This is a genomic window from Acerihabitans arboris (genome assembly GCF_010131535.1).
Lineage (GTDB): Bacteria > Pseudomonadota > Gammaproteobacteria > Enterobacterales > Enterobacteriaceae > Acerihabitans > Acerihabitans arboris.
In genome coordinates this window covers 1-6,741 of record NZ_WUBS01000035.1, presented here as the reverse complement: position 1 = coordinate 6,741, position 6,741 = coordinate 1, and the positions used below count along the sequence as shown (strand labels likewise).

Here is a 6,741-nt window from a genome sequence, read left to right as displayed (position 1 = left end):
GAGATTTTTGGCCAGTTCGTTAGCCAGAGCTTGCAACTGCTTTTCGTCCATAAATTAACCTGTTTTTGATGTTGGATTGAAGATATCAAAATCAGGCAATTACACAAATCTATGTACAGGCTCGTCCACCAGCGTATCTGGCATATCGGATGTCGTACTGGAGCCGCATCTTTGCATCCGTGTGCATATATATTATGCATATTTGGCTTACATTAATCAGGAATCACTTATGAATACCTTTGCCGTAATGAAATATCGTGTTCTTTTGATACTTCCTTTTTTTTACGCTTCAGGAACGATGGCAGGCGAATGGTCGCTCGGGGCAGCAGCAGGGGTTGGTGTCAGTCCCTATCGTGATACAGATAACAATGTTACTGCCTTACCACTCATCGGCTATGAAGGAGAGGATTTCTACCTGCACGGCCTGGCAGGTGGATATCATTTGTGGAAAGACGAAAATAATCAGTTGAATATTTTGGGATATTATTCACCGATGCACTTTAAACCCGGCGACAGTGATGATGAGCAAATGAAACGCCTGGACAAGCGCTACTCGACCGTGCTGGCTGGTTTCGAGTACACCCATTATGCTTTCGGGGGAGAGATTCGTGCCTTATTCGCCGGAGACATACTGAATAATAGCAACGGCCTGACAGGGGATCTTGCTTATAGATACCCCATCCATTTGAATGACTGGGAAATAACACCGATGGCGGGTGTCAGGTGGGACAGTAAAAATCAAAATAAATATTACTATGGCGTCAGTAGCAGCGAATCACGTCGTAGCGGTCTGGCCAGTTATACACCCGACGACAGTTTCACACCTTACATAGAACTGGCCGTGCGCTATCATATCAATCAGAACTGGGATACCGTTGTTTCCGGGAGATTTGAATCATTGGCCAGCACGGTTCAGGACAGCCCGATGGTAGAAAGATCGAACACCGGATCAGTTAGTTTCGGCGTGAATTACTCTTTCTGACGATGGATTTATCTATTCATTCATTAATTGCTCGACAGTAACCGAATGGCTGAATAGGTTTCTAATGATAATCTGTGAATGAGAGGTGAAAATGAGGTTTCGAGTGCTTGTTATATATTCACCAAGAGATTTTGATTATCAGCGCTCTCGCTTGAGCACTGAATTGTTGGCAATCAAAATCAATGAGATAACAAGTTGTCGTTTGCATGCTTCAGCGGTATGCCGCTGGTTTCCTTCTATCGGGGAGCAATTCGGCTACAGAGTCGAATTAGATGCCCGCGAGCAGAACACTCCCGCCAACCAACGCTACGATGACTTGGCGAAGGTTCGATATAGAGAGGGGGTAGATGGTTATTTGACCTCATTGTTATTCAGTATTCTTTGTACCAGGTAAAAACTCTGATATCAACGTGGATGAATGAGCTTATTCAACATATAACTATTTGCAAGGTACTGGGCTGTGGCTGGAAGGCCTAATTTTCATTAGGCGTTTCACAATCTCGAAGGTTATTTCCGCCACATTTAATTACATCACGGAATCGGTCAAGTGACTAATCTATGAATAGTAAAAATGCCAGGAAATCAATCGCAGTGAAGCAACGTAATATAATCATCGAGGCCGCCAGCATCTGCATTCAAAAACAGGGCTTGCGTGGTACGACGATAGCGGATATTGCCCAATTGACTAAATTAGGTCCTGGGCAAATCTATCGTTGTTTTCGCAATAAGATAGAAATAATAGAGGAGATAGTGCAACGCTCCGTTGTCCGGCAAATTCATGAGATGGCCTCTATCAATCTTGACTTCGAATTGATGACGCAGATATTGTCAGGAAGAGAATTGTCAGAGACTCCTCAAATGGTGGACGATAATACTTTAATCTTAGAGCTGAAAATTGAAGCGATGCACAACCCGCGTATTGCCAAAGTTCTGCAAAGTGCAGATGCTCAGTTAATGAAGGAAAATTGTCGTTTGATAAAAATGCATTATCCATTATTGGACGATGTTCATATTGAAGCTTTAGGAGAAACATTAGCAGTTCTGATGGAAGGTTCTTTGCTCAGAAATCCTTTTCGACAAATTCGACTCCGTAGTCATAAAAATTTACAACATATTTACTTACTGCTTTTAAATCGTATTTTTGAGGATTGGCGGGATGGGATTACAGGTTTATCTAATGTTGATACAGCTGATTGAAATGAATTTCAATAGGCGAGCCATTTTTTGATAAATAGTCATAGAAATTGGAAGGAATTATAAATTATTAATCAAAAATATCGATGTAAATACAGCCTTTTAACTTAAATTTTAAATATTATATATAACTAAATTCGAATATTTATTGAGATTTTGCAGGTCCAAAAACCTTGGAATGCTAGAGGATGTATACCATCACATGAGAGATAAAATCCCAAAAAAATTGATATTACTCAATTTGAAATTGCGTGTGATCATCGATAGCAGATCTTCCATCACATCCAGCTATCCTGCCGAAGCTGTGCTTGTCCTCGATTGCTTGGAGCCTACACCTCCGTCTGGCATCTACTTTTGCTTAGCTGCTGCCGCATGGTTGTGATTGACTCGGCTTCAGCAAGGATCTGGCTAGTGTCTGCATCCTCGCTCACCGGCATTGCTTCCACGGCTATGTTACCGGGGGGCGGGGCGCTTTTCTAAGGGGGGGCGATTTGTTCCATGGCGTCTGCAGATAGCACCAATCCTACTTGATATGCTAAGGAATATTTCTTGCCATATTGGAAACAGTCATCCAAGGAGAGTTCACACCATCTCCGCGATTGATGAAACTGCGACGACCACATCGACGGGCCAGATCACGCTGCCTAAGCCAATTCGCCATGCATGGGGTGTCGACGTCGGCGGCAAGGTCGCATTCGACTTGGGCGACAACGGACAGGTCGTCGCTACCCGTGTCGATACCGAGCACGAAGACCCCGTCATTGACGCTTTCCTAATGTTTGCGGGTTGTCGGAGGCACTGGCTCGCATTATGCATCATGGAGTATGCCGGCCATTAGGTGGTCCTGGGCGATGATTTCGACGAGAACGTGGAAATCTGATGCAACAGCAAGGCTGAACTCCGCTGTTACGCGACAACCTGATCGAGCAAATGATGAAGTTGCGTGCGATGGTGGTGCGCGCGCAAGAGAACGACCCGGAGGGTTTTGGGTCCAACGCCGACGTCAAGTTCTTCCGGGTCTTGGTCCAGTTAATGCAAGACGTAGTATCGAGCGAGCTGGCGAGCGACGAATTTCGTCTGGGCAACACCATGGGCACGGCGTATCGTCACTGGCGGTGAGCCAAGCTCGGAAGGCGGTACCGGCTTTTCTTACGGTACGACTCGAAGGCGAAGGTCATCGTGTACGCCTGGGTCAACGATGAGCAGACGCTTCAATCTGCAGGTAGCAAGTCTGATCCATATGTGGTGTCTGAGTAAATGCGTCGTCACGGGAATCCGCCTGACGACTGGAACGCATTAGTAACAGCCATTAGGACTGCAGCGAAGTGGAGTAACCGTTAAGCGCATGTTGCCGTCGGCAACGATGAACAAGAGAGCTCATATTTGCAACGCAAGACGCTTTGGCCGCTGGGTTGGACACGGATGGCGCGACTATGTGCGCAGGGAGTGGTGCTTAGGGCTGGATCCCTCGTTTGCATGCACCTAAGCTGCTGCATGGCTTGTCAGATGGGATTTATTTGTGTGCATTTTGTATAAAAATAGACAATTAAGTGTCTGTGATGCGTACAGTTACAGCAAGCGAAGCCAAGCAGGGGCTGGCAGGGGTTCTTGACGCGGCTCGGCGTGAACCGGTGCTCATTCAGCGTCAGAAACGCGATGTAGCGGTGGTCATGTCGGTGGAGGAATACCAGCGCCTGGTGCATCTGAACGTGGCGGAATTCCAGCGATTCAGCGACCACGTGGGAGCGTCGGCGCAGGACGCCGGCCTGAGGGAGGCCGTTCTGCAGGAACTACTGAACAGTGAGGACTGACCGGACTCTGGTGATCGACACCAACCTGTGGATCAGTCGCCTGTTCATGCCGGGCGGTACGGCGCTAGGGCGGTGGACCACGCCTTGTCTTGGGGCATACCGCTGATGTCCGAGGAGACTTTGACGGAGTTGAGTGAAGCGCTCGCCCGCTCGAATTTTGACCGGTACGTCAGCCGGGAGGATCGGCAGAATTTCCTTCGCTTACTGGGAGGTATCGTGCGGGTGATCCCCATTACCCAACGCATCGCGGCATGCCGGGATCCAAAGGATGATAAATTTCTGGATGTGGCCCTGAACGGCGAAGTACAACTCATTTTGAGCGGAGATGATGACCTGCTAGTGCTGCTTGCGTTTTATGGTATCGAGTTCCTGAAAAAAGCGCGGGACTGAGGCAGATCCCATGCGCCTGGGCTGGAGGTCCATGGGAACCTGTGAGGCGACGGAGTAAGGCGGCGAGGAGCCTAGCCCTACCATGGCATTGGCAGATTATGCCAATGATGCTATCATAAGACACATCGCCCATCTTCAGGAGTTGACGCCATGCCCACGCGCAATGTAGTGCTGAGTGATCATCAGCACGAAATAGTTGAAAGGCTGGTCCATTCAGGTCGTTATCAGAATGCGAGTGAAGTGCTGCGTGATGGATTACGCCTGATTGAACAACGAGAAGTCATCGAAGTGGCCAAACTTGACGCGCTGAAAGCGGCAGCGCAAGTGGGATGGACGGATATTGATGCCGGGCGTTTTGCGGATGTCAGCGATGACCAGCTTGAAGACTTCATCGATGAATTGGGGAGCCGCGCCACTGGCAGTGGGCAGCAGCAGCGCCGCTAATGATGCGCTATCGGCTTTCAGCCGCCGCCGAATCGGACATCGTCAGCATCCTGCAATGGACCCATACCCAGTTCGGTGAGGTTGCGCGCAGGCGCTATCAATGTCTTCTGGTGACGGCATTGCGAGACATCGCTTCTGATCCTGCTCGTCCAGGGAGCGTCGAGCGAGAAGAGCTTGGAAAGGGCGCACGATCGTGGCATCTTGTGTTGAGTACCGAACGCGCACGATCTGAGGATGGAATTGTTCATCGCCCGCGGCACTTGCTCATCTATCGGGTAGAGGCAGAGGATTTGATCGTTATTGGTCGGATTTTGCATGATGCAATGGAGCTTGAACAACATATGACGCAAGGTGCATCTTGGGAGTAACAGTCCATTTAACGGAGAACTGAGGCACGAGGTATCAAATATGGCGACGCAGGTGCACACTGAACGATGGACCTACCGGCTTGGTCGAGGGGTAAGGTGTGCGTGGCGTGGTTATGGCTGGCGCGAGCGTTGTGTTGCTGACTGGCTGATTTTCCACGGCATTCCTGCGGTGGGTGCCAAGGCGCTGCTGTGGTTCGTCAAGCTCGTGTTGTTTGGGATGCTTCTGTACTTCACATTTTGGTTGGCTTTGCTGCTATCTGCGGTGGTCGCAGCGTTGGTAATGCGTAATGCAGATGACGAGGAAGAGGAATGGCCGATCGGTGAGCAAGCAGAGCACAAGGATAATCCTGGGTATCACCCCACCCTCTACAACGATGCTCCTGACCCACGTTTTGATGACCCGAGGTATGACGACGATTGAAACAAGCTATGCAACTCAGTGTTGCTTGAGCTTGCCTGACACCAATCCTGGCCCTTTTGAGCCCGCATGGCCGGTTGGTTTTGTACCATCAGAGAGGCCTTGAAGTAAACCGCCTGAACGTACTCCAACCCATCCTAAGGCGGCGACCCAAAATGTTGGCAGCACAAGAAACATCGTCGCCATCACAAAGTTCAGCAGCATATCACCGAAAGCGTTGTTGAGCCCCAGTAATGGTTCGAAGTTCATCTGTGGTCGATTCACGCCAAACCCCCATCCGTAGAGCGCATCCAGGATAGTGGAATCCAGCCAGCGGGCCAGTTGGAACCAGAATTCCACGAAGTACAGCGCGAAGAACACGCAACTGACCGTCACGAAAGCCTTCAAATCGTAGGTCGCCAGCATCAGCACCAAGGGGATGCAGATGATGAGCGCCATCTTCAACAGCGACAACACCATGGGCAGTGCCTGTCGCACCGCATCCATCGCTGGGAAGTAGGCAAGGGAGCCCACGGTCACACCGGCGTCCGCCGCGGCGCGGGTGACGATATTGGGCAGCGTCATGTCGATCTGCCCGCCATAGTCCGCATACACCGCGCCCTGGTTCATCTTCTGCTGGCGCGGAGCAGCGATCGCACGGATCACCGAATCGTCAAGTTCAGTGCGTGAGATGAAGCCGGCCCAGTTCGCCATGCGGGTCAGCAGATCGGGATTGACCACGGCCAGCAACCGGGTACGCAGGCCAGTATCCGCATCGGTCCACCACTGCCGACAGGTGGGGTAGCCGCCGCCACTGTCCACCTGCGCCAGGCCCGCGTCGCGCGTGGCATCATAGGGCCAGGCCGTGCGCGGAGTCTTCGAGTGGTAGGTGTCGTAGTAGCCGGCGGTATCGACGAAGAATTGCGAACCGATCCAGGTCACGTCGTACATCTGCGCCTCGCTGAGCTCCGGTCGCCCCATAAACAGTTTTGCCCGCGCCGGGCCGTAGCAATCGTGGGTGAAATCGGCTACCGAGCCTGTTTACGATTCTGTGTAAATGCCTTTTCTCAGAAGTGACCGTCCAGGCGGTCACCGAACTCGATAATAAAACGGCTCATCGCCATGCGCCAGTCCCTCAGCGGCATCGTCCATTTC

Annotated in this window: 10 protein-coding genes and 2 pseudogenes; 11 read left to right on the top strand and 1 reads right to left on the bottom strand. The window is 50.6% G+C overall.

Features of this window, described 5'->3' with window-relative positions:
- The first annotated feature begins 229 nt into the window (after positions 1–229).
- The 11 genes and pseudogenes from GRH90_RS25530 to GRH90_RS25485 all read left to right on the top strand — a co-directional run bounded on the left by GRH90_RS25530 (position 230) and on the right by GRH90_RS25485 (position 5,610).
- Positions 230–982, top strand: a complete 753-nt coding sequence (locus tag GRH90_RS25530; protein WP_162368779.1) for a MipA/OmpV family protein — start codon at positions 230–232, stop codon at positions 980–982.
- Between the two features lie 100 nt (positions 983–1,082).
- Positions 1,083–1,226: pseudogene (locus GRH90_RS25525) on the top strand (IS630 family transposase); the annotation flags it as partial.
- Between the two features lie 314 nt (positions 1,227–1,540).
- Positions 1,541–2,179: a TetR/AcrR family transcriptional regulator gene (locus GRH90_RS25520; RefSeq protein WP_162368778.1), complete on the top strand. Its 639-nt coding sequence runs from the start codon at positions 1,541–1,543 to the stop codon at positions 2,177–2,179.
- 529 nt (positions 2,180–2,708) lie between these two features.
- Positions 2,709–3,014, top strand: a complete 306-nt coding sequence (locus GRH90_RS25515; RefSeq protein WP_178113374.1) for a type II toxin-antitoxin system PrlF family antitoxin — start codon at positions 2,709–2,711, stop codon at positions 3,012–3,014.
- Between the two features lie 65 nt (positions 3,015–3,079).
- Positions 3,080–3,433: pseudogene (locus tag GRH90_RS25510) on the top strand (type II toxin-antitoxin system YhaV family toxin).
- An 88-nt stretch (positions 3,434–3,521) separates the two neighbouring features.
- Complete coding sequence (locus GRH90_RS26790; protein WP_376766106.1) at positions 3,522–3,662, top strand: DUF3742 family protein; 141 nt, start codon at positions 3,522–3,524, stop codon at positions 3,660–3,662.
- A gap of 73 nt (positions 3,663–3,735) precedes the next feature.
- The gene (locus GRH90_RS25505; protein WP_162368777.1) at positions 3,736–3,987 is read left to right on the top strand and encodes a type II toxin-antitoxin system Phd/YefM family antitoxin; all 252 of its coding nucleotides are present in this window, start codon (positions 3,736–3,738) and stop codon (positions 3,985–3,987) included.
- Positions 3,988–4,092: 105 nt separating this feature from the next.
- The gene (locus GRH90_RS25500) at positions 4,093–4,377 is read left to right on the top strand and encodes a putative toxin-antitoxin system toxin component, PIN family (RefSeq protein WP_218586292.1); all 285 of its coding nucleotides are present in this window, start codon (positions 4,093–4,095) and stop codon (positions 4,375–4,377) included.
- A 150-nt stretch (positions 4,378–4,527) separates the two neighbouring features.
- Entirely contained in the window at positions 4,528–4,821 is a 294-nt protein-coding gene (locus GRH90_RS25495) for a type II toxin-antitoxin system ParD family antitoxin (RefSeq protein ID WP_162368776.1), read from the top strand.
- Complete coding sequence (locus GRH90_RS25490) at positions 4,821–5,189, top strand: type II toxin-antitoxin system RelE/ParE family toxin (protein ID WP_162368775.1); 369 nt, start codon at positions 4,821–4,823, stop codon at positions 5,187–5,189. The genes GRH90_RS25495 and GRH90_RS25490 overlap by 1 nt, the downstream gene beginning before the upstream one ends.
- A gap of 40 nt (positions 5,190–5,229) precedes the next feature.
- Complete coding sequence (locus GRH90_RS25485) at positions 5,230–5,610, top strand: DUF3742 family protein (RefSeq protein WP_162368774.1); 381 nt, start codon at positions 5,230–5,232, stop codon at positions 5,608–5,610.
- 15 nt (positions 5,611–5,625) lie between these two features.
- Here the strand turns inward: GRH90_RS25485 and GRH90_RS25480 are convergent, their stop codons facing one another.
- Entirely contained in the window at positions 5,626–6,567 is a 942-nt protein-coding gene (locus GRH90_RS25480; RefSeq protein WP_446678252.1) for a conjugal transfer protein TraG N-terminal domain-containing protein, read from the bottom strand.
- Positions 6,568–6,741 lie beyond the last annotated feature (174 nt).